This window comes from Paenibacillus sp. sgz302115, assembly GCF_056120445.1.
The window spans coordinates 181,315-206,707 of record NZ_JBVYOK010000011.1 but is presented as its reverse complement, the minus strand read 5'-3'; the positions used below and the strand labels follow the sequence as shown (position 1 = coordinate 206,707).

The 25,393-nt window shown below is 50.9% G+C and carries 29 protein-coding genes; 26 read left to right on the top strand and 3 right to left on the bottom strand.

The features are described 5' to 3' along the window. Positions 1-329 precede the first annotated feature (329 nt). From AC0LWN_RS20635 to AC0LWN_RS20605, 7 genes are all read left to right on the top strand, one after another. Positions 330-1,307 carry a metal ABC transporter solute-binding protein, Zn/Mn family gene (locus AC0LWN_RS20635; protein WP_474668588.1) on the top strand — a complete coding sequence of 326 codons (978 nt, stop codon included), beginning with the start codon at positions 330-332 and terminating at the stop codon, positions 1,305-1,307. A gap of 33 nt (positions 1,308-1,340) precedes the next feature. After that, complete coding sequence (locus AC0LWN_RS20630) at positions 1,341-2,090, top strand: metal ABC transporter ATP-binding protein (protein WP_474668586.1); 750 nt, start codon at positions 1,341-1,343, stop codon at positions 2,088-2,090. A 777-nt stretch (positions 2,091-2,867) separates the two neighbouring features. Continuing rightward, positions 2,868-3,671: a metal ABC transporter permease gene (locus AC0LWN_RS20625; protein WP_474668584.1), complete on the top strand. Its 804-nt coding sequence runs from the start codon at positions 2,868-2,870 to the stop codon at positions 3,669-3,671. 64 nt (positions 3,672-3,735) lie between these two features. After that, the gene (locus AC0LWN_RS20620) at positions 3,736-4,449 is read left to right on the top strand and encodes a cytochrome c biogenesis CcdA family protein (RefSeq protein ID WP_474668582.1); all 714 of its coding nucleotides are present in this window, start codon (positions 3,736-3,738) and stop codon (positions 4,447-4,449) included. Positions 4,450-4,757: 308 nt separating this feature from the next. Beyond that, positions 4,758-5,183 (top strand): transcriptional regulator MntR, encoded by a 426-nt coding sequence (gene mntR, locus AC0LWN_RS20615; protein ID WP_458964068.1) that lies wholly within the window; start codon positions 4,758-4,760, stop codon positions 5,181-5,183. Positions 5,184-5,354: 171 nt separating this feature from the next. Then, positions 5,355-7,028 carry a family 10 glycosylhydrolase gene (locus AC0LWN_RS20610; RefSeq protein WP_474668580.1) on the top strand — a complete coding sequence of 558 codons (1,674 nt, stop codon included), beginning with the start codon at positions 5,355-5,357 and terminating at the stop codon, positions 7,026-7,028. A gap of 58 nt (positions 7,029-7,086) precedes the next feature. Beyond that, positions 7,087-8,034 (top strand): patatin-like phospholipase family protein, encoded by a 948-nt coding sequence (locus AC0LWN_RS20605; protein WP_474668578.1) that lies wholly within the window; start codon positions 7,087-7,089, stop codon positions 8,032-8,034. Positions 8,035-8,121: 87 nt separating this feature from the next. Here the strand turns inward: AC0LWN_RS20605 and AC0LWN_RS20600 are convergent, their stop codons facing one another. Together AC0LWN_RS20600 and AC0LWN_RS20595 are read right to left on the bottom strand one after the other, a co-directional pair. Continuing rightward, positions 8,122-8,460 carry a hypothetical protein gene (locus AC0LWN_RS20600; RefSeq protein WP_474668576.1) on the bottom strand — a complete coding sequence of 113 codons (339 nt, stop codon included), beginning with the start codon at positions 8,458-8,460 and terminating at the stop codon, positions 8,122-8,124. A gap of 7 nt (positions 8,461-8,467) precedes the next feature. Further along, positions 8,468-9,415: a DUF1385 domain-containing protein gene (locus AC0LWN_RS20595; protein WP_474668606.1), complete on the bottom strand. Its 948-nt coding sequence runs from the start codon at positions 9,413-9,415 to the stop codon at positions 8,468-8,470. Between the two features lie 207 nt (positions 9,416-9,622). Between AC0LWN_RS20595 and AC0LWN_RS20590 the strand changes: the two genes are divergently transcribed. The 7 genes from AC0LWN_RS20590 to AC0LWN_RS20560 all read left to right on the top strand — a co-directional run bounded on the left by AC0LWN_RS20590 (position 9,623) and on the right by AC0LWN_RS20560 (position 15,086). Further along, positions 9,623-10,114 (top strand): YqhR family membrane protein, encoded by a 492-nt coding sequence (locus tag AC0LWN_RS20590; RefSeq protein WP_474668574.1) that lies wholly within the window; start codon positions 9,623-9,625, stop codon positions 10,112-10,114. Between the two features lie 75 nt (positions 10,115-10,189). After that, positions 10,190-11,257: a M24 family metallopeptidase gene (locus AC0LWN_RS20585; RefSeq protein WP_474668572.1), complete on the top strand. Its 1,068-nt coding sequence runs from the start codon at positions 10,190-10,192 to the stop codon at positions 11,255-11,257. A 45-nt stretch (positions 11,258-11,302) separates the two neighbouring features. Further along, the gene (gene efp, locus AC0LWN_RS20580; protein WP_458964074.1) at positions 11,303-11,860 is read left to right on the top strand and encodes an elongation factor P; all 558 of its coding nucleotides are present in this window, start codon (positions 11,303-11,305) and stop codon (positions 11,858-11,860) included. Positions 11,861-12,045: 185 nt separating this feature from the next. After that, on the top strand, positions 12,046-12,210 hold the full coding sequence (locus AC0LWN_RS20575) for a hypothetical protein (protein WP_474668570.1): 165 nt from the start codon (positions 12,046-12,048) through the stop codon (positions 12,208-12,210). Positions 12,211-12,445: 235 nt separating this feature from the next. Further along, positions 12,446-13,000: an SUKH-4 family immunity protein gene (locus tag AC0LWN_RS20570; protein ID WP_474668568.1), complete on the top strand. Its 555-nt coding sequence runs from the start codon at positions 12,446-12,448 to the stop codon at positions 12,998-13,000. A gap of 173 nt (positions 13,001-13,173) precedes the next feature. Continuing rightward, entirely contained in the window at positions 13,174-13,590 is a 417-nt protein-coding gene (locus tag AC0LWN_RS20565) for an SMI1/KNR4 family protein (protein ID WP_474668566.1), read from the top strand. A 242-nt stretch (positions 13,591-13,832) separates the two neighbouring features. Continuing rightward, positions 13,833-15,086 (top strand): aspartate kinase, encoded by a 1,254-nt coding sequence (locus tag AC0LWN_RS20560; RefSeq protein ID WP_474668564.1) that lies wholly within the window; start codon positions 13,833-13,835, stop codon positions 15,084-15,086. A 75-nt stretch (positions 15,087-15,161) separates the two neighbouring features. On the opposite strand, the gene AC0LWN_RS20555 is transcribed toward AC0LWN_RS20560, so the two are convergent. Further along, complete coding sequence (locus AC0LWN_RS20555) at positions 15,162-16,028, bottom strand: YitT family protein (protein WP_474668562.1); 867 nt, start codon at positions 16,026-16,028, stop codon at positions 15,162-15,164. Positions 16,029-16,317: 289 nt separating this feature from the next. Here AC0LWN_RS20555 and AC0LWN_RS20550 point away from each other — a divergent pair, with 289 nt between their 5' ends. The 12 genes from AC0LWN_RS20550 (at position 16,318) to AC0LWN_RS20495 (ending at position 25,343) form a co-directional block, all read left to right on the top strand. Further along, a complete protein-coding gene (locus AC0LWN_RS20550; protein WP_474668560.1) occupies positions 16,318-16,581 on the top strand; it encodes a YqhV family protein in 264 nt (87 codons plus the stop codon). 83 nt (positions 16,582-16,664) lie between these two features. Then, entirely contained in the window at positions 16,665-17,666 is a 1,002-nt protein-coding gene (gene spoIIIAA, locus AC0LWN_RS20545) for a stage III sporulation protein AA (RefSeq protein ID WP_474668558.1), read from the top strand. Then, positions 17,659-18,177, top strand: coding sequence for a stage III sporulation protein SpoIIIAB (spoIIIAB, locus tag AC0LWN_RS20540; RefSeq protein ID WP_458964081.1), 519 nt, complete (start codon positions 17,659-17,661; stop codon positions 18,175-18,177). Before spoIIIAA ends, spoIIIAB begins: the two co-directional genes overlap by 8 nt. Before the next feature lie 13 nt (positions 18,178-18,190). Then, positions 18,191-18,394, top strand: a complete 204-nt coding sequence (gene spoIIIAC, locus AC0LWN_RS20535) for a stage III sporulation protein AC (RefSeq protein ID WP_019909657.1) — start codon at positions 18,191-18,193, stop codon at positions 18,392-18,394. Between the two features lie 9 nt (positions 18,395-18,403). Beyond that, entirely contained in the window at positions 18,404-18,793 is a 390-nt protein-coding gene (spoIIIAD, locus tag AC0LWN_RS20530) for a stage III sporulation protein AD (protein ID WP_028530650.1), read from the top strand. Positions 18,794-18,842: 49 nt separating this feature from the next. Continuing rightward, the gene (gene spoIIIAE / locus AC0LWN_RS20525; RefSeq protein ID WP_474668555.1) at positions 18,843-20,090 is read left to right on the top strand and encodes a stage III sporulation protein AE; all 1,248 of its coding nucleotides are present in this window, start codon (positions 18,843-18,845) and stop codon (positions 20,088-20,090) included. 60 nt (positions 20,091-20,150) lie between these two features. Further along, a complete protein-coding gene (locus AC0LWN_RS20520; RefSeq protein ID WP_474668553.1) occupies positions 20,151-20,945 on the top strand; it encodes a stage III sporulation protein AF in 795 nt (264 codons plus the stop codon). Positions 20,946-20,981: 36 nt separating this feature from the next. Beyond that, positions 20,982-21,626, top strand: coding sequence for a stage III sporulation protein AG (gene spoIIIAG / locus AC0LWN_RS20515; protein ID WP_458964084.1), 645 nt, complete (start codon positions 20,982-20,984; stop codon positions 21,624-21,626). A gap of 190 nt (positions 21,627-21,816) precedes the next feature. Next, positions 21,817-22,692 carry a SpoIIIAH-like family protein gene (locus AC0LWN_RS20510; protein WP_474668551.1) on the top strand — a complete coding sequence of 292 codons (876 nt, stop codon included), beginning with the start codon at positions 21,817-21,819 and terminating at the stop codon, positions 22,690-22,692. Between the two features lie 207 nt (positions 22,693-22,899). Then, positions 22,900-23,409, top strand: coding sequence for an acetyl-CoA carboxylase biotin carboxyl carrier protein (gene accB, locus AC0LWN_RS20505; RefSeq protein WP_474668549.1), 510 nt, complete (start codon positions 22,900-22,902; stop codon positions 23,407-23,409). A 56-nt stretch (positions 23,410-23,465) separates the two neighbouring features. After that, on the top strand, positions 23,466-24,809 hold the full coding sequence (gene accC / locus AC0LWN_RS20500; RefSeq protein WP_474668547.1) for an acetyl-CoA carboxylase biotin carboxylase subunit: 1,344 nt from the start codon (positions 23,466-23,468) through the stop codon (positions 24,807-24,809). A gap of 117 nt (positions 24,810-24,926) precedes the next feature. Beyond that, the gene (locus AC0LWN_RS20495; protein WP_474668545.1) at positions 24,927-25,343 is read left to right on the top strand and encodes an Asp23/Gls24 family envelope stress response protein; all 417 of its coding nucleotides are present in this window, start codon (positions 24,927-24,929) and stop codon (positions 25,341-25,343) included. Positions 25,344-25,393 lie beyond the last annotated feature (50 nt).

The following is a 25,393-nucleotide window of genomic DNA, read 5'->3' as shown; positions in this document are numbered from 1 at the left end:
GTCTCGTTTCGGGTAGACTTCATAGTAAGCGCCTCCTGATGGGTTTTTAGGACTCCGATCCCTTACACCCCCATCATACGAGGCGCCCTTGTTTTTGTCTAAGTCGAAAACTTAGCGAATACAGGAATGTTAAGGAACAGGAGGATGGATACGACGAATCCTTCTCTCCCGAACCACAAAATCACCGTCCTAAGCCACAGATTTAGAATTGATGCTGTATTATTTGTCCCCTTTTCTTAGCAATATGGCATTGTGGTGTTGACTTATCGTAACGATTACTATTATAATTCCAATAGTAAAATTTACGATTTAAGGAGTCGATTCATAAGATGTTAACCAAGAGCCTGCACAGGGGCGTGCTGCTTACGCTGACTTTGCTGGTATTTTTGCTGCTTGCGGCATGTGGCCCGAAGAGCAGCGGGAGTATCGTAGAGGGTAAGGTAAACGTAGTTACTACTTTTTATCCAATATATGAATTTGCCAGTGAGATTGGCGGGGAGGATATCAATGCCATCAATCTGCTGCCGGTCGGTGTGGAGCCGCATGATTGGACGCCGCGCAGCCAGGATATTATCAGCACCTCCAAAGCGCAGTTGTTCCTGTACAACGGGGCGGGCCTTGAAGGCTGGGTGCCGAATTTTCTGAAAAGCCTGGACAGTGACAGTAAAGTCAAATCCGTTGAGGTCAGCAAGGGTGTGGATTTAATTATGACGAATGAAGAAGATGGGCATGATCATGGTGGAGAAGCAAATACAGAACACGCAGATGAACACACGGACAGCCTGCATACTGACCCCCATACTTGGGTAAGCCCGAAGTCGGCGCTAATTATGGCAAAAAATATAAAAGATAGTCTACAGTCTGTAGACCCTGCCCATAAAGACGGTTACGAGGAGCGTTATAACAAGCTTGCCGAGCGTTTAGAGGCGCTGGATAGCAAATTTACGGCAGAGCTTTCCAAGCTGCCAAACCATGAAATTGTTGTTTCTCATCAGGCTTTTGCTTATCTGGCCCGGGACTACGGGCTGAAGCAGCATGCGATTATGGGATTATCGGCCGATGCGGAGCCGCGCAGCCAGGACCTGCTGGAGCTTGCCGATCTGGTGAAGAAGGAGGGCATCCGGTATATCTTTTTCGAGGAGCTGGTGTCCGACAAGCTGGCAAAGACGCTGGCAGGTGAAGCCGGGGTATCGACGATGGTGCTGAATCCGGTAGAAGGGCTTACTGAGGCGCAGGAGAAGAACGGGGACAACTACTTCACGCTGATGGAGAAAAATTTGCAAAATCTGATTCTGGCTTTACAATAAAAAGGAAAGATTAAGTGAAAGGCGGTACTTTACATGCAACCGGTATCCCTGGACTGCCATCAGCATATGATCGAAATACAGGACCTTTCCTTCTCATACGGTGAGCAGAAAGTGATTACGGACCTTAACTATACCGTGAAGGAACGGGATTTCCTTGGGATTATTGGCTCCAACGGCGCAGGAAAAACAACGCTGCTCAAAATGATTGTCGGCCTGCTCCCCGCAACCAGCGGCGAAATTAAGCTATTCGGACAGTCCGTCAAGAGGTTCAAGGATTGGGAGCGGATCGGCTACGTGCCGCAGAAAAATGCGTTCAACCCCCTGTTTCCCGCTACCGTGCGCGAGGTCGTTATGTCGGGTCTGTATAACAATAAGAATCTGATCCGCAGAGTGTCCAAAGCGCAGCAGCAGAAGTGCGAGGATGCGCTAGAGGTTATGCGGATTCAGGATATCGCGGAGAAAAGAGTCGGCCAGCTGTCCGGCGGCCAGCAGCAGCGTGTGTTCCTGGCCCGGGCCCTGATCAATCATCCCGATCTGCTGATTCTGGACGAACCTACCGTCGGCATTGACACCGAAACGCAGGCCGGATTCTTCGAGCTGATTATGCATATGCATGCCCACCATCACATGACATTTCTGATGGTCTCGCATGATATCGACATGATCAAGAACTATCTGGGCGAGGAGCCGGTGCAAAAGAACGGCAAGATCAACTTCTACTGCCGTCATTCCCACGACGCCCAGGATTGCGTAGAAGATAATTTGCAGCATACGCTGTCGTAAGCTGATTGGGTGGAATTGTTCGGAGGCGCCGCAAAAGGAAGCTTAGCTGTACTTTGTGCAATTAAAAACTAACTTTTATGCGCTGCAGCTGGTATAATTGCACTTTGTACACTTATTTTCGCGGAAATAGGCTAACTTGCTGTTTTTCACTTATTTTAATTGTACGGAATACATTTAAAACCGAAATGCAGCCGGAACAGTGGAAAATAGCTGTATGGAATACAGTTACGCAAGGGTGTTGCGAGGTCGTCCATAGAACGACCTGCCCTTGCCTCAAAGGTTTAAGGGTTTTGGTCGTCCATGGTACAACATAGGACGGCCTGCCGTTGTCTTTGCCTTTAGGTTTTGGTTGTCCATAGTACAACATAGAACGACCTGCCGTTGTCTTTGCCTTTAGGTTTTGGTTGTCCATGGTACAACATGGGATGACCTTGCCTTTGTCTTTAAGTTTTAAGGTTTTTGGTCGTCCATAGTACAACATAGGACGACCCTGCCTTTACTTTACGCTTTTACGTCTCATGAAATAGCGTATTTACGCTATTTTTGCGTTACTTCTTTACGTCTTTCATCATTCTTAATTCGTACCTAGATCCCGTAATCGTCAAGCGTGTCCCGCTAGGGACGAAAAGCGCTCTCTACTCATAGCGTGATTAAACACCATCAAACCTCACTCCCACGCTAATTGCCCTTAGCGGGTGTCCAGAGGGCAGAGCCCTTGGGGCCCTCCCTTGGAAGGGAGGGTTTGGGAGGGATCGAAAAATAGAGGAGATAGTAATCTTGGATATTCTATTCAGTGATTTTTTTCAGCGGGCGCTTGCGGGCGGGCTGATGATTGGTATTACCGCGCCGCTGATCGGCGTTTTTCTTGTATTGCGCCGCTTGTCCATGATCGGCGATACGCTGGCGCATGTTACGATTGCCGGGGTGGCGCTCGGTTTCTTAACTGGCTTTTATCCGCTCGGGGTGGGGCTGGTCTTTGCAGTGGTTGCCTCCTTCGCGATTGAGAAGCTGCGCAAGGCCTACAAAAGCTATGCCGAGTTGTCCATCGCGATCATTATGTCGGGCGGGGTGGCGCTGGCTTCACTTTTTTTCACCCTGGGCAAGGGCTATAATGCAGATGTGATGAGCTACTTGTTCGGGAGCATTTATACGCTCGATAATACCGATCTTGTAGTAGTTGGCATAGTGACGCTTGCTGTGGTGATCGTGATTACGCTGTTTTTCAAAGAATTTTTCCTGCTTAGCTTTGAGGAGGATGCTGCGAGCGTAAGCGGTTTGCCGGTGAAAATGCTCAATATGCTGATTACTGTGCTTACGGCGCTTGTGATTAGCACGGCTATCAAAATCGTCGGCTCACTGCTGGTGTCAGCGCTGCTGACCATTCCGGTAGCCATCAGCCTGCTGCTGTCGCGCAGCTTCAAATCTTCGGTGATGCTGTCTGTAATCATTGCTGAAATCGCAGTTGTTGGCGGCCTGGTGATCGCTGGGGTTTGGAATCTGGCCCCAGGTGCGACGATTGTTCTGCTGCTGATCGCTCTGCTGGCTCTGACCTTGATCGGCAAAAAAGGGCTGCCAGCTTAAGTTCCTCAGGCCGATGTGTTCCGTTTTGCGAAGTGACCCCGAACCGGGAAGGAGAGAAGCCACTTTGTCCAATCTGAATGCAGGAATTGCTTTTGCCGCCGGAGTGGCGTCTTTTATTTCGCCTTGCTGTCTGCCGCTGTATCCTTCTTATTTATCGTATATCACCGGCTTGTCCGTCCAGGAGCTGAAGAGCGGCAGGGGCAGGAAAGAGGTCCGGTTCCGCACGCTCACGCATACGTTGGCTTTTATCCTGGGTTTCTCTGCGGTTTTCTATACGCTTGGCTTTGGAGCCGGTCTGTTTGGGCAATTCTTTAACGGGCAGCGTGACCTGATCCGTCAGCTATCGGCGATTCTGATCATTGCGATGGGGCTGTTTCTGCTCGGGATTTTTCAGCCGCAGTTTCTGCTGCGCGAGCGCAAGCTTGACCTCAAATGGAGGCCTGCGGGCTATGTCGGCTCATTTGTATTTGGGATTGGCTTTTCCGCAGGGTGGTCCCCTTGCATCGGGCCGATTTTGACCGCCATTATTGCTCTTTCCGCAAGTGATCCGGGCACCTGGTTTGCGATGATTACGGCTTACAGCGCGGGTTTTGCTATACCGTTCTTCGCTTTGGCTTTTTTCCTTGGCGGAGCCAGACGTATTCTGAAATATTCCAATCTGCTGATGAAGCTGGGCGGCGGACTGATGGTCTTCATGGGCCTGCTGCTGTTCACGGATCAGATGTTCCGCATTACGATATGGCTGCAGGGGATTACGCCGGAGTGGCTGAAGTTTTGACAAATGGCATTGAATTTCGGGCCGCAAATGCCCGAAGCTCCGCTCTGTGATGAACTCCCGCAGGGCATTTTGCTGTTCAAATATAAGGATTTATATGTTTCACGCCATCAATCATCCTTATATTTCTCGCTGAAACGAATGCCGCCTCTTTCAGAGGACGGCAAAGCCATTTCTACATGTCTGGAATAAATTATTTGTAATACTGCTGTTACCGAAAGACTTGCCAAGGAGCGGCAGAAACATGTATCATTGTTAGAGCAAGGCTCGGCCCCCGCGCCACGCTCATTATAGAAAAGAGGTAAAGTTGAATGCCAACACCCAGCATGGAGGATTATTTGGAGCGCATATACAAGCTCATTGACGAGAAAGGTTATGCGCGGGTCTCGGATATTGCCGAGGGACTGGAAGTACACCCCTCCTCTGTGACCAAGATGATCCAAAAACTGGATAAGGACGAATATCTCATCTATGAGAAATATCGTGGGCTTGTCCTAACAAGCAAAGGGAAAAAAGTAGGAAAACGTCTCGTTGACCGCCACCAGTTGCTTGAGGAATTCCTCGGCCTGATCGGAGTGCAGCAGGAGCATATTTATAAGGATGTCGAAGGAATTGAACATCATTTGAGCTGGGACTCCATTACGCGTATTGAGACGCTGGTGGAGTATTTTCGGCGTGACGAAGCCCGGCTACAGACCTTATACGATATTCATCTTGAACTGCTCAGCGACTCATAAATGAAATTGTTTTTGTATGCTTTACCGCAACCTTTCCAGTTTTTTTACGTCAAAACGGATAGCGTTCTTTTTATGTTCAGGACTCCGTTTGAGAAGAGAAACGGCCGTCTCCCTTTAATAAGGACGAGAGGGCTGTTTTTTTTGTAAAAAAATCATGTCTGGGGAGGAACTATGAATTACCGAAAATGGATGTTAGGATTGCTAGTGTTTCTGTTATGCCTGTCAGTAGTATCACCCAGCGTGCGGGCGGCGGCCGCACAAATTACGATTGAGCTGGATGGCGAAAGTCTGAGCAGCGATGTGCCGCCGTACATAACATCTTCAGGTGTAACCATGGTGCCGGTAGGGGTGGTCAGCAAGGGGCTGGGTGCCAAGGTCGAATGGAGTCAGAGCAGTAAGACAGCGACGATCAGCAAAGATGACAACGTGCTTAAGCTGACCAGCGGACGGAACACAGCGCTTGTCAACGAGAATTCAGTGGGGCTGGATACCTCCGTGCAGATCACCCAGGGGCGGGTGATGGTGCCGATTCGCTTTGTGAGCGAGCAGCTTGGGCTGCAGGTGGTGTGGAATCAGGCTACCCGGCATATTGCACTATATTCTAATACGGAGATTACTGGACCCGCAAGTCCGGCGACCCCGTCAGTGCCTACCGTGCCGACAGTACCTGTACCCACACCTAGTGTGCCAAAACCCACCGTACCGGCACCAACTGTGCCATCCGTTCCGGGAGTGAAGGCGTCCAAGGAAATGAGGGGTGCCTGGATCTCCACTGTGTTCAATTTGGATTGGCCATCGACTTCTACATCCGGCAATGCGGATAAACAGAAAAAGGAGTTCGACAACCTGCTGGACAAGCTGCAGGCCACTGGCTTCAATGCTGTATTCGTGCAGGTCAGACCTTCAGGGGACAGCCTGTATCCTTCCACGCTTGTTCCCTGGTCCAAGGTGCTGACCGGAACGCAGGGCAAGAACCCAGGGTATGATCCTTTGGAATATATGGTCAGCGCGGCCCATGCGCGCGGCATGCAGTTCCACGCCTGGTTCAACCCGTTCCGCGCGACTACGGATGCCAGCACGACGAACCTTGCGAGCAATCATGTGGCGAAAGCCCACCCGGAATGGATCGTCAAAGCAGACAATAAGCTATACATCAATCCAGGCATTCCCGAGGCGCGCCAGCATATTATTGATGTAGTCATGGAAGTGGTGAAGGGCTACAATATTGACGGTGTGCATCTGGATGACTACTTTTATCCATCCGGTGTATCTTTTGCCGATGATGAAGCATTTAAAACCTACAACCCCAAGGGGATCAGTTCTATAGGGGATTGGCGACGGGATAACATCAATGATTTTATCAGCAAGCTGGGTCAGACCATTCATGGAGTGAAGTCTAATGTTTCTTTTGGCGTAAGCCCGTTTGGCGTGTGGCGCAATAAGAAGGCCGACAGCACCGGTTCGGATACAACAGCAGGTGTCTCTGCTTATGATGATATGTATGCCGATACGCGGACCTGGATACGCAGCGGCTGGATCGACTATATCGCACCGCAGATTTACTGGAGCCTCTCATTTAATACAGCCCGTTACGACAAGCTGGTTGACTGGTGGGTGAACGAGGTTGCGGGTACCGGCGTGAAGCTATACATCGGGCAAGCAACGTATAAGGTTGGAACTGACAAAAGCGCAGAGTGGCAGAGCGGCGATCAGATTATCAACCAGCTGAAATATAATGAAAAATACGACGCAGTGGCCGGCAGCATCATGTTCAGAGCGAATGATATTGTAAACCGTGACCCGTTCGGGCTCAACAGCTTATTGACCTTTTATTTCAAGTCATGAAAAATCCCCCGTGCTCATAGATAAGCTATAGGATCTATGGAACGGGGGATGGCTGTCTATGGAGATCAATGCCGTATTTGAAGGCGGGGGTGTGAAGGGGATATCGCTTGCTGGAGCGGTGGATGCTACGGAGCAGGCGGGAGTGACGTTTAAAAAAGTTGCCGGAACCTCCTCAGGTTCCATTATCGCCTCGCTGCTGGCAGCGGGGTATGGCGGTGAAGCAATGAGCCGGATCATTAAGACGACTTCTTTTACCTCTTTTCTGAAACGGGGTGCCATTTATAATACTGCCTATATCGGACCAGCTCTGCGTGTATTGATCAAAAAAGGGCTGTACTCGGGAGAGGCGCTGGAGTCGTGGATACGCGGGGTTTTGCGGGAAAAAGGGATTGTCACATTCAGTGATCTGCCGCAAGGCAAGCTGTCGATTATCGCTTCCGATATTACGAACGGGCGGATTGTTGTGCTGCCGGATGGACTGGAACAGTACGGCATCTCCCCGGGAGCGTTTGAAGTTGCCAAGGCGGTGCGGATGAGCTGCAGCATTCCGTATTTTTTTGATCCGGTGATGCTGCGGCTGAACGGCCGGGCTGCCAAAGGAAAGTCATTTTCCGAGCAATTTGTCTATATGGTGGACGGAGGCATGCTCAGCAATTTCCCGCTGTGGCTGTTCGATGAGCAGGAGGGGGGCTTCAAAAGTCCGGGGCTCAGCACCCCTACGGTGGGCTATCAGCTAATCGGCAAAATGGAGCCGCAGCCGAACCGGATTACCGGACCGTTCAGCATGCTGCAGGCGATGGTGAGCACGATGCTGAACGCCCATGACGAGCGTTACATTGAGAAGGAGAAGTTCGTGCGCACCGTCAAGATTCCCACCCTCGGGATCTCGATGACTGAGTTTCATATTTCGCCGGAGCAGAGTGATAAGCTGTATGCAGCGGGATATCAGGCGGGGAAGGAATTCTTTGAGAATTGGCGGCCGCTCCGGAAGCCTAAGATTGTCTGAGTCTGTTCACGTTAAAAAAGGCATCCCCGCGTCAAACTATGCGGAGATGCCTTTTGCTTTGCAGCGTTTGCCGGATGGCAAGCACCGCTAATGATATTTCGGCAGGTGTTCGTCATTTTTGCCCTTGCTGCCTTCGATCACCTGGAACGGATAGGTTTTGCGTTTGCCGGGTGAGGCCTCAGGCTTGCGCAGGGCGGCGACTTTGGACATGGTTTTTTGGGAAGGCTTCACTTTCACCCGCGATCTGCCGGCTCCCCGTGCAGAGCCCAAGGAATTTGCCCTATATGCGTAGAACACAATCCCAAGGAGCAGCAGCGGAATAATTAACGGCGTCAGCGCGCGGAAGCCGATCATCATAAAGTTCGTAACCAAACCCAGTACAGCCAGCGATACGGTTATCCAAAAAATCAAAGCATGCTTGATCATAGATCACTCATCCTTTCGCAGGGTCCAATATTCCGCCTGACACATTTGCTTCAGTATATGTTCCTGCTTCAATTGCGGCATCCAGCTCCCGCATCCGGTTGAAAGAGGCGATGGAGACCTCCACCATTTCGTCTTTCGGTTCCTTGGTTGTGAGCAGCTGCAGCCACAGCCCCGGATAGCCCAGGTATTTGAGCCCGGGAATATCTCTTACGGCATTGGTTCCTTTCAGAACCTCAAACGAGATTCCGATCACGACCGGCAGCAGAACAATCCGCTGCACTACGCGTTCCACCAGGTTATCCCAAGGGAACACCGAATAAATAATGACACCGAGGATAATCGTCAGCATCATAAAGCTGCTTCCGCAGCGGTAATGCAGACGGCTATACTTCTGTACGTTCGCTACAGTAAGCTCTTCTCCGGCTTCAAAGGCGCTGATGACCTTGTGCTCGGCTCCATGATACTGGAACAGCCGCTTGATCACCGGGGTCTGCGAGATTGCCCACAAATAGACGAGCAATAGAACCAGCTTGATGCCGCCCTCTACGAGGTTGTGCAGAATGTAGTTATTGAATGCATTCTTGAACAGAAAATCTTCAACAAAGACAGGGACAAGAGTAAAGATCAGCTTACCGACGAGGAAGGATAAAATACCCATGACTGCTACGCCCAAAATCATCCCCAGGCTCCAGCCCTCTTCTTTCTTCTTGGCTTTCTCCTGCTTCTCAGCCGATTCTTCCGGCCCCGTCTCATCCTCGGCATACGATTCCGCCGAATAATTCAGGTGCTTGGAGCCTTTGGCGCTGGAATCTATAATACTGACAAGGCCGCGAAGAAGCGGAATCTTGCGCAGTTTGACGACCCAGGTCTTATCGCTTCTCGGCACCTCCAAAAATGTGATTTCCTGATTCTTCCTTCTTACGGCTGTTACATTGATATGCTTGCCGCCGAACATAACGCCTTCAATGACGGCTTGGCCGCCGTAACTGGGAGTTTCCTGGGACAACCAATTCACCTTCCCGTGTATTAATGTGATTTATATACTACATTGTAACTAATTTATGACGACATTGCTAGTTGGATTGCCTTTTGCTGTACATACTAGGAACAGGGGAGCAGGGAGGCGGCTTGACAGTCTATTTATTGAAAGCGAGGCAGCAAAATGAGCAATTCCAATAAGCAAAAATCGGAGCATACAAACCCTTGGTTCTTCGCTATGGAGCTGGGCTTTTTCGCCGGACTGATCTGGGGAGGGATACGCTGGCTGATGTATGTGCTGCATTTTACCAAAGTTATACCGGGCTTTTTGGCCGAGCCTTTTTTCAAGCATGAATTTCTGGTGACTGCGGCCGGACAGCTCCTGGGATATTTATTTTTCATCGCCTTCTCGGTGATTGCGTCACTGCTCTATGTGCTGATCTTCCGCAAGCTGAAAGGGCCTTGGCCCGGCATGGTCTACGGAGTCTTATGTTGGTCGGCGGTGTTTCTTGCAGGCTCTTGGTTATTCCTGCAGCAGCGCCCCTTCAGGCTTCCGTGGAATTCGGTAACCAGTGAGTTTTGCCTCTTTTTACTCTGGGGATTGTTCATCGGATATACGGCGGCAAATGAGTACACGGATGAACGAAAACGCGAGCAGCAGACAAACCTTGCCTGAGCGGTCCGAAAAAACTTCTCAAGGGCATGGCCCTATGTTAAAATACAATGTGGCTATTTCGAGAGGAGAATGAAAATGGGCAACAAACGTGTCTCCAAGCTGCGCAAGGTTTTGCAGGAACAGGGATTGGATGCGATGTTAATAACCAGCGGCATTAACCGCCGCTATTTGAGCGGTTTTACCGGGTCTTCCGGCTATGTTCTTATCACCGGCGATGACAGCTATTTGCTGACTGACTTCAGGTATATGACGCAGGCGGCGGAACAGGTAACAGGCATGAAGGTTATTCAGCATGGTCCGAAGTTCATTGATACTGTTCGCGAGCTGCTGAATGGCGCAAATGTCCGCATTGGCTTCGAGCAGGATGATGTGACCTTCAGCGCCTATACGGCTTATGCGGCTGCGCTGCAGCCGGCGGTGCTGGTTCCGGTCTCCAAGGCTGTGGAGAATCTGCGGATGTTCAAGGATGAAGATGAACTGGCAGTAATGCAGCGTGCTGCCGATCTGGCGGATGCCACCTTCAATCACATCGTGAAAGTGATCAAGCCCGGCATGACCGAACGTGATGTAGATCTGGAAATGGAATTCTACATGCGCACCCACGGCGCAACCTCATCTTCGTTCGATACGATCGTCGCTTCCGGCGAACGGTCGGCGATGCCGCATGGTGTGGCAAGCAGCAAGGTCATTCAGAACAATGAATTCGTAACCTTCGATTTCGGCGCACTGCTGGACGGCTACTGCTCGGACGTAACGCGTACGATTGCTCTGGGTACTCCGGACCCTAAGCTGAAGGAAATTTACGATGTTGTGCTTGAAGCGCAGCTACATACGCTGGCGAATATCAAGCCGGGCATGACCGGACGGGAATGTGATGCATTGGCCCGTGATATCATCACCCGTTACGGCTACGGTGAATATTTCGGCCACAGCACAGGACATGGGCTAGGTATGGAGGTTCATGAAAACCCGCGTTTGTCCAAGCTGGCGGATGAAATTATGGAGCCGGGCATGGTCGTGACTGTAGAGCCGGGCATTTACTTGTCAGGTCTTGGCGGTGTGCGGATCGAAGATGATATCGTGATTACCGAAAGCGGTATTATGCTGCTGACTCATTCTTCGAAGGATTATTTGGTACTGTAAGGCTGCTTTAATCAGGTAAATTATTGATTCCAGGAGGGATTTTTAGTGATTTCAGTTAACGATTTCAAAACAGGCTTGACAGTAGAAGTAGAGGGGGATATTTTTACCGTCCTCGATTTCCAGCACGTTAAGCCGGGTAAAGGTGCCGCATTCGTGCGCTCCAAGCTTAAGAACCTGCGCAACGGCAACACCGTTGAGCGTACTTTCCGTGCCGGTGAAACAATTGGCCGTGCAATCATCGAAAACCGCGGTGTACAATACCTGTATGCAAGCGGTTCGGATCATGTATTCATGGACAACGAAACTTATGACCAGTTCGAGCTGTCCGCCAAGCAATTGGAGTGGGAGCTTAACTTCCTGAAAGAAAACATGACAGTGAACATCGTCAGCTACCAAGGTGAAATCCTCGGGATTAACCTGCCTACCAGCGTTGAGCTGAAGGTTACGGAAACTGAGCCAGGCGTAAAAGGCAACACGGCTCAAGGCGCAACCAAAGCGGCTACCGTTGAGACAGGTCTGACGGTTCAGGTTCCGCTGTTCATCAACGAGGGCGACGTTCTGCTGATCGACACCCGCGAAGGCAAATACATCTCCCGCGCGTAGGGAGTGTTTAGTTTTTAAATTTATACCGGCCTCCCCGCATTTTGCGGTGGAGGTTTTTTGTCGTTTGATAATTTTGTAATGAATTCAATATATACATGGATTAATTAAGTTTCCGCCCGGCTGTAAAAAGCGCTATAGAATTTACATCTTCTATAGGACTGATTTTTACAGAGGGGGGAACCAGCTTGCAGACTCAGGCAACCATTACAAAAGAACGATTTTTCGATTGGTCTGGACATGATTTTTGTATTTCAGCAAAGAACTATTTAATTGTCACGGAAAAAGCGTTTGAAATTATGTCAAAGCATACTTTGAGTAATTGTGATGTAACAGAATTATCTGGCATTTAGCTGAAAGGTGTTACCGAGGAGATACTACACTACACTTGGGATGAGAGGCTTACAGAACTTCAATGTATCACCCGGTATCATGTTTTGATGCAGATGCATCAGAATAAAGAGCCGCTGTGCAAAAAAACTATTGAAAAACTCAAAGAAGAATTCCAAGATTATACTATTAATGCTGGGCACAAGAAACTTAAAAGGTGATCAATCACCAAAAAAATAAAAAATAGTGGAGGTATGGATGATTACACCACAAGAGTTTTTAGACAATTGGGATAAGGAAACTTATGGTCTAGTTGAATATGATGATTTAGTCATAGACACATTTTCCTTATCTCAAGAATCAAAGCATTTCTTGATTAAGGCGGGTTTACCGGAATCGGCACCCCCTTTTCTAACTTTTGAATCCTCGGCTAAAGGAGGTGGGGGCAGATTAACTGAGAAATATAATGACGCTGAGCCTCTATATTCGAAATATATATATATTGGATTCACTGGTAGTGGTCACCCCATATGTATCAATGAGGAGAATGATGAGTTCATATATATTGACTATGACAAGGATAATGAAGAAGTAATTATAAATTCTTCAATAGCACAGTTTGCGGAATCCGTATTAGTCTATGTAGATTTTATTAAAAAAATAAAAGCTGAAAATGGTAGAAGAGCATTTATTGAAAGAAAAGCAACTAGAGATTTGCTGCAATGGATCACGAACAGACTTGAGGAGATAGATCCTGATTCCCTTACTCAAGGGAGTTTATGGGAAGAGGAGCTAAATAATTTTCAATACTAAGATTTCGGACTATCATAACGCTTTTCCGTTACATTGAACAGGTCGATTATGGTCAGAAACCCCCATGATTGACTTGTTTTTTGTTATTATCGTTTTAGCCCGCGTTGATCCTAAGGTGCCAAAAGGGTGATCGGGGAAACATAAAGAATCTTTGATGGACTTGGAGGCTTTAAATGTTAAATCTACAATCTTTGTCCGGCTTCAATTTTTATCCTGCAGTTGATGAGGATGAAATCAACAAGGTGGAGATAGAAATGAGTTTGAAATTCCCTAACGTATTTAGGGAACTTTTAAAATTGGCTAACGGCTTTGAAACAGAAGAAGGCGTCTTAATTTTTGGTACTGATATTATTGTTGAAAGAAATCAAACATACGAGGTCTCAGAGTACGCTAAAGGTTATTTAGCTGTAGGGAGTAACGGCGGAGGCAAGTTCTACTTGATGTCAGCAAATGAGGACTCCACTGAAATATTGCAAGTAGATGCAGGAGTTATGAATCCAGAATTTGCTTCCCTAGTCAGTAAGGATTTCATAAATTGGATAAATAATGGGGCAATAAACATTGATTTGTTAGAAGAAGGGGATATTTAATTTAAGCGCAACTAAGTGCGACAGATACAACAAAGCTCCAGCGATACCGCAAAACCGGGTACTGCAGCGATTTCCTGCGGTGAAGTATTCTTTTTTGCTGCCGGAAGACGGGCTGTTTGGAAAATCGGCGGATTTTTTTGTGAAACCATTAACGCATGAGAGGTTTTTCGTATTATACTGATTTAAAGCACGAAACTAAATTAGAGCAACTACATAGACCGAAATAGGGAGTGAATGAGACTTTGTCACTTTATGTCATGAAATTCGGAGGCAGCTCCGTCGGCGACATTGAACGAATGAAACGTGTCGCCAAACGCATCGCAGATAAGCAGGATGAGGGGCACCGCTGCGTTGTGGTTGTATCCGCTATGGGAGATACCACGGATGACTTGATTGATCAGGCCAAGGAGCTGAACGAGCAGCCGCCAGCGCGTGAAATGGATATGCTGATGACTACAGGAGAGCAAATCTCCGTCGCACTTCTCTCCATTGCCCTGCACGGGATTGGGCGTAACGCTGTGTCCTATACTGGCTGGCAGGCCGGGTTCCGGACGGATGAGACGCATGGCCGGGCACGGATTAATGAAATCCTCCCCCAACGTGTTCTGGATTCGCTGGAGCGCGGGCAGATTGTCATTGTTGCCGGTTTTCAAGGGATGACCGTGGATGGCGAGATCACGACTCTGGGCCGTGGCGGCTCGGATACTACAGCGGTAGCACTGGCCGCAGCGATCAATGCGGATGTCTGCGAAATCTATACCGACGTGGACGGCATTTATTCCACAGATCCGCGTATTGTGAAGACCGCGCGCAAGCTGAAGGAAATCTCTTATGATGAGATGCTGGAGCTGGCCAATCTCGGCGCGGCTGTGCTTCATCCGCGTGCCGTAGAATATGCCAAACGATATCAAGTGAAGCTGGTCGTCAGATCAAGCTTTAATCATAATGAAGGTACTGTTGTGAAGGAGGAAGCAAGCATGGAGCAGGGTGTAGTAGTTAGCGGAATTGCTTATGACAAGAATGTGGCACGGATCAGTATTCTGGGAGTACCCGATGAGCCGGGTGTGCTCGCTCAGGTATTCGGCAAGCTGGCCGAAGAAGGTGTGGACGTCGATATTATCGTGCAGAGCGGCGTACAGAACGATAAGGCAGACTTCTCCTTCACAGTGGCGCTGAGCGAGCTGGCTCATGCCAAGGAGGTTATCGAAGGGCTGCACAGCGTGCTGCCTTACCGTGAAGTGACCTCTGAGGATAACCTGGTCAAGGTATCCATTGTCGGAGCGGGCATGGTAAGCCATCCCGGCGTAGCCGCGCAAATGTTCGAGGTGATTTCCAAAGAGGGCGTGAGCATCAAGATGGTTAGCACCTCGGAAATCAAGGTATCCTGTGTGATTGATTCCGGAAACCTGCAGCAGATCATCCAGTCGCTTCACACCGCGTACAATCTGGATACGGAAGAGCAGGCTTTTGTCGGAGGTCCTAAGGACCGCCGCTAGGTACAATAAAAACAGTAAAGTCCCATTCTCCACGCATGTGTGGAAAATGGGACTTTTTCTTTTGGAAAGTGAACTCTAGCCCAGCCGCTTGAACCGCCCCAGAATCTCTACCGTTTCCAGCACGTTGACGAATGATTTCGGATCGGTTTCCAGAATTGTTTTTCTAAGCTCGGCCAGCTCGTAGCGGGTGGTTACCGTCATAAGCATGGTGTTGCCTTCATGGCTGTATCCGCCCTCGGCGTTGACAACGGTGACCCCGTGCGGCAGGCAGTTCAGACGGCTAAGCATCTTGTCCCGCTCCTTCGTCACGATGAAGCAGGTCAGCTTGATGTGGCGGATATGGATCATATCGACCACACGGCTTTTGACGAAGATACAGAGCATGGCGTACAGGGCGGAGTCCCAGCTTTTGAAGAAGCCCAGGCTCAGGATGACCAGGCCATCCAGTACGAACAGCACTGTCCCCATCGGAATATCCCGCTTGCGGGTAATGATGGAGCCCAGAATGTCAAATCCCCCGGAAGACCCTCCCGCGCGAAGCGAGAAGCCGACGCCCCCGGCGATGATGACGCCCCCGAAGATGCTTGCCAGAATCGGGTCCTTGGTCAGCTTGACCAAAGGAATGATGTTCAGAAACCAGGTGGTGGACACGACGGATAGCAGACTATAGAAGATGTATTTTTTCCCTACGGCAACAAAGCCCCAAATCAGGATCGGCAGGTTGATGCCGAAATAATACAGCGAAATGTACTTTGGATTTGTTAAGTAACCAATGACCGATGCTGTTCCCGCCACCCCGCCGCTGAGAAGCTGATGCGGAATGAGGAACAGGCGAAGCCCGCTCGCAAGCAGAAAAGCCGAGATAATAATGATGGCGACTTCCTTAACCTGCTTGGCTACCGTCCCTGAAACGAGCGGCACTACGAAATTACGAACCTGCATGACAAAAATCCCCTCTTCTTCCGATGTCTTTATCTACGTTTTGGATGCTGCTTGAAAATATCAGGTGCGCTTAGTTTGTCCAACAGACGGCCCTTATATTTTCCAGATCCACTTTCATAATAAGTGCAAAATTTATTTTATCATACCGATGATATTTTTTTATAGAGGGAATCACTATGATTTCTTTCACAACTTGGTATAATCGCCCATTTCTTCTTGTCTAAAGTGGTCCTGTCCTGCATATTCATGGATTACAGCCGATAGATTTGTGAAAAAGGAGTGAAGCGGATTGGACAAGTATGTGAGCTGGATGGCGGGGCTGCGGCTGCTCTCGGGCAGTGTGGAAATCATAGCGGCGCTGCTCATGCTGAAGCTGAACCAGGTGGATAAGGCGCTGGCGGTCAATTCCGGGCTGGCTCTGGTTGGACCTACTATTCTGATTCTGACTACAGCGGTAGGGCTGACGGGGATGACGCAGGAGCTGTCGTGGGGCAAGCTGGGCTGGATTGGCTGCGGGGTAGCTTTTCTCTTAATCGGAATTCTAAAAAAATGATAGATGATAGTCATAAAGATCACGTACAAGCATAAGTATGGAATAAAGCTTTTTAAGATGAGGACAACTTGGGGGGACTCTGTATGGCAAATGACTGGCTGCTGTTGTTTCCCGAAAAAGTAAGAGCACTGCTGAGCGGCCTCCCGGCTTCGCTGCTGGACAAGGTGGAGGAAATCCGCGTCCGCGAAGGGCGCCCCCTGGAGATTAATTATTCCGGCGGAAAATACCATTTTCTCAGCACGGACAAAGGCCTGACTCTAAGACCCGAAGAAGCGTACAAGCCGGACCGGGAGGATACACACCGGCTCCTTGACCTGATCAGCAATCATTCGCTCTATACGATGGAAGAAGAGCTGCGCAAAGGGTTCATCACGATCCCCGGCGGACACCGGATCGGCCTCTCCGGCCGAACCGTGCTCAGCGGCGGAGGCGTGGAGCATCTGCGTGACATCACCGGCTTCAATGTCCGGATTGCCCGCGAAATGCCCGGTATTGCCGACGGTGTGCTGCCCTACCTGTTCGACAGGGGGCGGCAGCGGATGCTGCATACGCTGGTCCTCTCGCCGCCGCAGCACGGCAAAACGACGCTGCTGCGCGATCTCGCCCGGCAGATCTCGGCAGGAGGAAGCGGGCGCGAGGGCGTCCGGCCGGGACTTAAGGTCGGCATCGTCGATGAGCGCTCGGAAATTGCGGGCAGCCGCCGCGGAATACCCGCCTTTGATGTCGGCCCGCGGACGGACATTCTCGACGGCTGTCCCAAAGCCGAAGGCATGATGATGATGATCCGCTCGCTCTCACCCGATGTGCTCATCGCGGATGAAATCGGCCGCCCTGAGGATGCCGAAGCTGTGACCGAAGCGCTGCATGCCGGTATCTCGGTTGTCGCTTCGGCCCACGGCAAGGAAGTGTCCGAGCTGGCCCGGCGCCCCGCCCTGGGGGGACTGCTGGAGCACCGGATGTTCGAGCGTTATGTCATTCTCCACCGCACGGAGAAGGGGCTGTCCTTCCGCATTCTGGACGGGCAGAAGCGCGGGCTGCTGCTGGTCTCGCCCGAGGAACGGCTGGGCGGTGACCGCCATGCTTAAGCTGTTCGGAGCCGTGTTAATTGTGCTGGCCGCCACGCTGGCAGGGTTCAAAAGGGCTGCGCAATACGCAGACAGGCCCAGGCACATCAGAGGCCTGATCGCTGCCCTGCAGCGGCTGGAGACCGAAATCCAGTACGGCTTCACCCCGCTGCCGGAGGCACTCCGCCGGATCGGGCAGCAGTCGAAGGAGCCGCTGCAGGCCTTTTTCCTCACAGCGGCCGCTGAGATGAGTCCGCCGCTGGACCGCAGCGCCGAAGAAGCGATTCGCAAGGCGATGGATGCCCATTGGAAGGCGGCCTCCCTGAAAGGAACGGAGAAGGAAATTCTCCGGCAGCTTAGCTGTACGCTGGGCACCAGCGACAGGTCGAATCAGAGCACTCATATTAAGCTGGCTTTGCAGCAGTTGAAGCAGGAGGAGACAGTAGCCAGAGAAGATCAGGGCAAATATGAAAAAATGAGCAAAAGCCTGGGTCTGCTGCTTGGAGCATTGATCGTCATATTGATCTTTTAGCGAGGTGCCAGGAATGAATATTGAAGTCAACGCGATCTTTCAGATTGCCGGCATCGGCATCATCATTGCCATGATTCACACGGTGCTTAAGCAGATGGGAAAAGAGGAAATCGCCCACTGGGTAACGATTGTCGGCTTTATCATCGTGCTTTTTATGGTCATCCGCATGCTGGACGGCCTGCTGCATGAAATCAAATCCATTTTTCTTTTTCAATAGGCCAAGGCTATGGAAATTATTCAAGTGGTGGGAATTGGGCTCTTGTCGACCGTCCTGATCCTTGTGCTGAAGGAACAAAAGCCGATGTTCGCCTTCCTGCTGACCACCGCCGCCGGCATTCTGATCTTCCTCTTCCTGATCGGCAAAATCGGAACGGTTCTGGGGACGCTGGAGCGGGTGGCGGAGTCTTCCGGGATGGAAATGATTTATATCAAAACCGTGTTCAAAATCATCGGGATTTCCTATATCGCAGAGTTCGGGGCGCAGATTGTGCGCGATGCCGGGCAGGAGTCAATTGCCTCCAAGATTGAGCTGGCAGGCAAAGTGCTGATCATGGTGCTGGCCGTACCGATCATCAGCATTATTATCGAAACGGTGATGAAGCTTCTGCCCGCTTGACCCGTGAGACATAAGAAGATAATCAAATTCGGAGGCGGGAGGAAAAGGTATGCAGGCGCGTTTGGTTTTTCGGCCTCCAAAACTTAAAACGATCCTGCTGCTTCTGCCTTTTCTGCTGCTGCTGTGGTGCTCAGGAACTGCGTTTGCTGCCGGAGCAGCCCCGTCTCCGACTCCGCAGCCTTCAAGCCAGGGAGGCACCTCTCCGGTTGACCAGTGGGTAAAAGGCCAGGTGCAGAACCTGCCTACAGGTGAGGTGGAGTCGTACTGGGATCAACTGATGAAGGACTACGGGGGATTTTTTCCGGATGGCAAAACGCCTTCGCTCATGGATATGCTGCTGCCGGGCGAAGACGGCCTGAGCTTCAAAAGTATCCTGTCCGGGCTCACCTCCTTCATGTGGCATGAGGTGCTCTACAACGGCAAGCTGCTGGTCACGATTGTAATGATCAGTGTGCTCAGTATGATTCTGGAGACGCTGCAGACCGCTTTTGAACGTAAATCCGTCAGCAAAATCGCCTACATGCTCTGCTACATGGTGGTGCTGGTCATTGCCGTCAACAGCTTCAATATCGCTATCGGCTATGCCAAGGATGCCATCGACCGGATGATCGACTTTATGATGGCGATGATTCCGCTGCTGTTCGCCTTGCTGGCTTCCATGGGAAATATCGTCACAGTATCCGTCACCCATCCGCTGATTGTCTTCATGATCCACACCGTAGGCTCGCTCATTCATACCATAGTTTTTCCGTTGCTGTTCTTCTCGGCGGTGCTGCATCTGGTGAGTGCGATGTCGGACAAATACAAGCTGACCCAGCTCGCCAATCTGCTGCGCAATGTCGGAGCCGGACTGCTGGGGGTGCTGCTGACCGTGTTCCTCGGCGTGATCTCCGTTAGAGGGATTACCAGCTCGGTGACGGACGGAGTAACCATCCGCGCCGCCAAATATATATCAGGAAATTTCGTGCCGGTCATCGGCAAAATGTTCGCGGACGCTACCGATACCGTCATTTCGGCGTCGCTCCTGGTGAAGAATGCCATCGGGCTGTCCGGCGTCATTATCATTTTGTTCCTGTGCGCTTTTCCGGCCATTAAAATACTGGTGCTCGCCTTGATCTACAACGTGGCGGCCGCCGTGATGCAGCCCTTGGGAGAGACGCCGATTGTGTCCTGCCTTCAGACCATCGGCAAAAGCATGATCTACGTCTTTGCGGCGCTGGCCGCCGTATCGCTGATGTTCTTTCTGGCCGTCACGATAATGCTGACTGCGGGCAATGTCACCGTCATGATGAGGTGAGGAGGATTTTCAAAGCTGAGTCGAGGGCGTATCGCTCAAAACACTTGAAGGAGGTATACGATGACCTGGTTGGGCGGATGGCTGCGGGAGCTTATTCTGGTGGTGCTGATGGCCGCTTTCGTGGAAATGCTGCTGCCGAGCAAATCCATGGAGCGTTACGCCAGGCTGGTGCTCAGCCTGCTGGTGCTGCTGACCATACTGAGCCCAATCGTGTCCATGCTGAAGGGGGACGCCACAGGCGAGCTGAGTCTGGCCATGAAGCAGCAGGAGAAGGATGGCGGATTGCTGTCAGGAGCGGGAAAAGATGCTGGCTCCCTGGAGAAAATTCTGGCGGACGGCAGGCTGCTGGCAGCGGGTGCGCAAGAGCAAAGCCTGAAGCTTGCTGCCGAAGAGGTGGCAGGACAGATGCGGGATCAGATCGCTTCCAGCACCGGCGTGCAGGGAGCCAAGGTTACGGTGACGCTGGGCATGGGGAAATCCCAAAACGGCCTCAGCGGAGAAATGGTTCCCGTGATTGCCTCGGTGACAGTTGCCCTGCCGGCAGCGGTTCCGGCTGCCGGAGCAGGCAGCGGCAACGGGGGAGCTTCGGGCACTGCTACCGGATCAGCGGCTTCAGAGCCGATTGTAATTGCGCCAGTGGCACCGGTACAGGTTAACGTTGGCGCTGACAAGGAAGCGGATGATGCATCCCGGGAAGCTTCCGCAGGTTCGCCGGATAACGGCAGCAGCACTGCGGGGGCCGGTACGGACACAGGCCAAACCGAGTCGATCATCAAGCTGCTGGAGCAGAATTGGAATCTGGACCGGGGAGTGATTGAGGTGAAGAGCAGCCGAACCGGTGCAGCGAAATTATAAGAATTACCTACAGCGTTACCGCAGGAGGGATAAGAGATGGGCAAATGGCTGAAAAAATTGGAGCAATGGGCAGGAGGCGGCGCTTCCGGCAGTTCGAAGCGGAGTAATACATTCCGTTGGCTAATCATTCTCGGGCTGCTCGGTGTAGCGATCATGCTGTTCAACTCCTTCGTGAATGTGAAGAAGCTGGACAGCGAGAATACGGGGCGTGAGCCGCCGCCGGTTGAAAGCTCGCAGTCGGCCCTGCAGCAGGGCGGCGGCACAGCCTCAGATTCCTTTGACAGCATAGAACAGGCGATGGAGGACCGCACAAAGGAAATCCTCGAGAAAATCGTCGGTGTCGGCACAGTGGACATCATGGTCACAGTGGATTCCACAGAGGAGGTCGTTGTGCAGCGGAACATGAACGACTCGCAGCAGCAGAGCGAAGAGACCGATGCCAGCGGCGGCAAGCGGCATACCACCCAGTATACAAGGGATGGTGAAATCGTCACTTACAGCCAGTCAGGCAACGAAACCCCGATCGTTACCAAACGGATCAAACCCCAGGTGCGCGGCGTGCTGGTTGTCGCCAAGGGGGCGGAGAACAAAGTCGTCCGTGGACTCATAGAACAGGCAATCGAAAAAGGCCTGAACGTGCCGGGCTACCGCATTTCCGTAGTTCCGCGCAAGCAGGAGTAGCAAGCCCGCATAAACAGGCAGCAGATAAGCAGGTGCAGTTCGAAACACAAGCGTATGCTTCCGAAGCTAGTTTTGCGAAGTAGGTTCACAGAAGCAGATGCTAACAAAACTTAAGCATATGCTTCCGAAGCCAGTTTTGCGAAGCGGATTCACGAAGTGTATGCTAACAAAACTTTAGGAGGAATAAAAAATGAAGGGCAAAAGACAAACAATTTGGTTGGTTTCTATGCTCAGCTTGATGGTGGTGCTCTCCGCCTACTACTTATTCACGGAAGACACAGGAGCCTCCATTCCAAAAGAAACAGCGGGCAGCGTTCAAGTTGACACGTTGAAGGGCGAGGATGGGGCGCAGTCCCCCGCTCTTGACAGCGGATTGGTTGTTAACGAAGTGACTACACAAGGGGTCAGTGATGATGCAGGCAGTACCGGGGCCGGTACAGATGACAGTAAGCAGACGGCTTCCGCTGATGACAAGGCTGCTGCGGCTGATAAAGACAGCTCCACTGCAGATGCCGGAAAAACCGCTGCTAATACCGTTACAGAGGATGCAGGCAAAACGGCGGATGCCGCTAACACATCCAAAGATGATAAAAAAACCGCCGAAGATAGCTCAAAAGAAGCTAAAGATACCGCCGCAGCCAATACTGAGAAGACCCAAGCAAAGGACGATGCTGCAATTTTGGACGAAGTGGCCTCCCAAAGCGTTTCGGCCAGCAGCATGTTCAACAACTATCTCTATGAACGCGAGCAAAAGAATCAGAAGGACTACAATGATTTGCTTGCCGTGATTAACGACATGGATAAGACCCCGGCTGAAAATGCGGTTGCCAAGGAACAGCTCAGCAAGCTGGAGGAAAAAGAATCCAAAATCACTGGGATCGAAGAGAAGCTGCAGCAAAAATACGGTGAAGCGATTGTTAAGGAGGAATCAGGCAATACGTATACCGTTGTGGTCCAAAGCAATAAGCTTGATGTGAAGCAGGCGGTCGGAATCGTTGATCTTGTAATGAAGGAGCTTAGCATCACTCAGGATAAGATCAGGGTCCAATATGTATCCGAGAAATAATAATGCGATGTACTGCTGGAGAAAATAGAAGAATTTGCCGAAAGGGCTCGGGTTATCCCGGGCTCTTTCCATTTCTAGCGTTTGTGATATAATACATAAAGTTATCTGGGAATGTAAGAAGAATAAGTGTTGTAAGAAGCGGATATCTGAAAGCGATTCAAGTGAAATCGCAAGCTTCGAGAGAAAGCTGAAGGAGTGAACTATTAAATGTTCAAGTTAAGCGAGATTAAGGAATTGATTAAATTACTGGACCAGACCTCCTCCGTACACGAACTGGAGATCGAAAGCGAAGGAATGAAGCTGGCTATCCGCAAACCGGATCGCCCTGAAGCTGATGGAACGGCAATTCAGGCGATTCCTTATGCCCAGCCCTTTACGCCAGCCCCGCAGCCGCAAAGTCCGTTGCATGCAGCACCTCCGGTTGTCACCGAGATTCCGGCAGTACAGCAAGCCCCGGCTTCTTCCGCTGAAGGCGCATTACATAAAATCGTCTCTCCAATGGTGGGGACCTTCTACAGTGCGGCTTCCCCGGAAGCTTCGAACTTCGTGAGCGTAGGCGACCGGGTCAGCGAGAAATCAACGGTCTGCATTATTGAAGCTATGAAGCTGATGAATGAGCTGGAAGCAGAAGTAAGAGGCGAAATCGTGTCTGTACTTGCGGAGAACGGCCAGCTTGTGGAATACGGCCAGCCGCTGTTCCTGGTGAGACCGGAATAACTGCCGAGAGAATCAAGAGGAGCTTGCAAGCTTCGTTAAACTTTGGGAGGAAACGAATGAACATTCAAAAAGTGTTGATTGCCAATCGCGGAGAAATCGCGGTCCGCATTATCCGGGCCTGCCGTGAACTGGGCATTTCCACCGTCGCTGTCTATTCGGAGCCTGACCGGGATTCGCTGCATGTCCGGCTGGCAGATGAAGCGTACTGTATCGGTCCGATGCCGTCCAAGGACAGCTATCTGAACTTTACCAATATTATGAGCGTGGCCACGCTGACGGAATGCGATGCCGTTCATCCGGGTTACGGATTTTTGGCCGAAAATGCGGATTTCGCAGAGATTTGTGAATCCTGCAACATTACCTTTATCGGTCCTTCGCCAGATGCTATTACCCGTATGGGGGACAAGGCGGTCGCCAAGGAAACCATGAAGCTGGCCGGAGTCCCTATTATTCCGGGCTCTGACGGTCTTGTAGGCGATGTTGAAGAGGCCGTAATGCTGGGCCGGGATATCGGCTATCCAATCATCGTAAAGGCAACCGCAGGCGGCGGAGGCAAGGGTATCCGCATTGCCGAGGATGAGGAATCGCTGGTGAAGCAGATTACCGCTGCCCAGCAGGAAGCCCAGAAGGCCTTCGGCAATGCCGGAGTGTACCTGGAGAAATTCCTCACAGGCATGAAGCATGTGGAGATTCAGATTATTGCCGATAAACATGGCAATGTCGTTCATCTGGGAGAGCGCGACTGCTCCGTGCAGCGCCGCCGCCAGAAGCTCATTGAAGAAGCTCCATGCTCCGTTCTGACTCCGGAAATCCGCGAAGCCATGGGCCAGGCGGCTGTGCGCGCCGCACAGGCCGTAAATTACTCGGGCGCGGGCACGCTGGAGTTCCTGCTTGGACCGGACGGGCAGTTCTATTTCATGGAAATGAACACCCGGATTCAAGTGGAGCATCCGGTGACCGAGATGGTCACGGGCGTTGACCTGATCAAAGAAATGATTTCCGTGGCGGAAGGCAATCCTTTGTCATTTACCCAGGAAGATATCGTTATCAATGGCTGGTCCATTGAATGCCGCATCAATGCGGAAGATCCGGAGAAGAATTTCATGCCGTCACCAGGCAAGATCAATTTTTACCTGCCGCCTGGGGGCTTAGGTGTACGGGTGGACAGCGCTGCATATCCTGGATATACGATCTCTCCTTTTTATGACTCGATGATCGCCAAGCTGATTGTCTGGGCTCCGACCCGCGAGGAAGCTGTCGCGAAGATGAAGCGGGCACTTTCGGAATTTGCTGTGGATGGCATACACACCACAATCTCATTCCACCAGAAATTGCTTGAGCATCCGGTGTTTCTGTCAGGGAATTTTGATATTAAATTCCTGGAGGAATATGAAATTTAGGACGGCTTAGGATTGTTTGTCATAAAGTTCGTCAAATGATATAGTATGTTTAATAAGAGACGTGCTTTGCGCTTGAAATATTGAACAACTTTTTCTTCGAAAGGTGTGAAGTCCATAATGAGTACATTGCCGACAGAATTTGAACGTACGGAAATTGGCGAGATCCAGATTGCTCCTGAGGTAATCGAGGTTATCGCAGGTTTGGCAACCGTAGAGGTTAAAGGCGTGGCAGGCATGAGCGGCGGTTTTGCCGGAGGCATCGTAGAGCTTCTCGGCCGCAAGAACATGTCCAAGGGCGTAAAGGTTGAGGTTGGACAGCGTGAGGCTGCCGTGGATGTGTCCGTTATCATTGAGTACGGCAACCGTCTGCCGGAAGTAGCTGGAGAAATTCAGCGCAATGTGAAGCGCTCCATCGAGACCATGACAGGTCTGACCGTTGTTGAAGTGAATGTGCATATCCATGACGTGCAGTTCAAGACCAGCAACGCTTCTGACAAGAACGAAGAAACGGAAGCGGTTCTCCGCGTGAAATAAGACCAGCGTCTTCCATAAACCCCCGACAGCACCGTCGAGGGTTTACTCTA